Annotated in this window: 1 pseudogene; it reads left to right on the top strand. The window is 44.0% G+C overall.

Annotated features, from left to right (window positions below):
* Positions 1-319: 319 nt before the first annotated feature.
* Positions 320-1460 (top strand): annotated as a pseudogene (locus V1T76_RS29005) (hypothetical protein); the annotation flags it as partial.

Genomic DNA, 1460 nt, shown 5'->3' with positions numbered 1-1460 from the left:
ATTTGCTCAAGAAAGATTTGTTTGACCTGGAAACGCCAATAAACTTGGCGTTGCCTAGGAAAACAGGGTTTGTGATCGGTCAGGAGGAGACCACACTGAGTTTGGTCTTTGCGTTATAAAAATGTTGGCTAACGACCTTTGACTTCTTTGCCTAACGCAGGCCAGTCTCCAACAGCGGTGCAATCACCCAATTTGCCTAAATTTTCTGATTTTTGATGGTGCTCGGGAAAAAACTTGCAAATTTTCCGTCTGTGATTAATGAAATTTTAAGTTGAGAATATTTGCGCATTTACAAAAACTGTCCTTCTTGGAGTAGAACATGAGCTTGGTCGCGACTTTCAGATATGACGAAGGGTGGGAGCAGGGAGCATCTAGAGAACTCGGTGCTAACTATAATTTTGGCAGTTTTTACGATTTTTCGCTAAGTAACCAATTTCTGGACGTCGTAACTCCCTTGAATGGTGGTAGCAAGTCCATTGAGGGAGAGGCAAATCAAGTCCTTACGTCATACGGTGACAGTTTTCCGGGTACGACCGCATTTGTATTCGATGAAAACATTAGATGGTCTTACAACATACCTGACTACAGTTCATTGATGCAGCATTTTGATGCATATTCAGAATGGACTTCATCCAGGCCACTAGTTGTTTTCGTCGATACTGACACCAGAAACATCTATCAGTTTGAACTGGCAGACGTTAATTTACCTCCCTTTCTGCCCGATTACATACCCTCGATAAAGGGTACGCAGGTCGTTCCCTTTCAAAGTGCAAGTGAGCTAAACGACGCTATCAACACTTATGTCGATGCGATGTCTGACTGGGTCCAGAATGTTTCAAGGAACGATATTCTTGTCACGAAGCTGCATATTTTTGAATATCAAAAGAATATGTGGCCTAAGTGGTCAACTGTAAGCGTTGAATTTAATGAGCCTGTCACTTTGGGAGAGGTGCGCTCCAGTCTTCATGAAATGGATGCTGACTTTCTTGGAACTGAATTTGACGACAAAATAGTTACAGGTTTGGGCGTAGATTGGTTGTTTGGTTATGGTGGCAACGATGAGCTTTTGGCCGGAGAGGGAGACGATGTAATACTCGCCGGCGATGGCAACGACATTCTTGACGGTGAAGCTGGCCTTGATGAGCTGTACGGAGGAAACGGCAATGATACATACCTCCTACACTCCGCAGATTGGGTTGATTTTGTAGTCGAAGCTGAGAATGCTGGAACAGATTTAGTTCGAACGATTTACAGTTATACTTTATCTGCCAATGTCGAAAACGGGTTACTCGAAGGAAGTAGTAATCTTTATCTTGTTGGTAACGAGCTGTCGAACTCACTGATTGGTAACGGTGGTTCAAATATTTTAAACGGTCGCGGTGGTGCTGACCGCATGTTCGGCTACGGCGGCAACGACACCTACATTATCGACAGCACGTCAGACATCGTGGGTGAAATCG

It is taken from the genome of Roseibium sp. FZY0029, from assembly GCF_036350355.1.
Taxonomy (GTDB): domain Bacteria; phylum Pseudomonadota; class Alphaproteobacteria; order Rhizobiales; family Stappiaceae; genus Roseibium.
The sequence above is the reverse complement of the archived record's forward strand: the minus strand, read 5'-3'. Positions and strand labels throughout refer to the sequence as shown.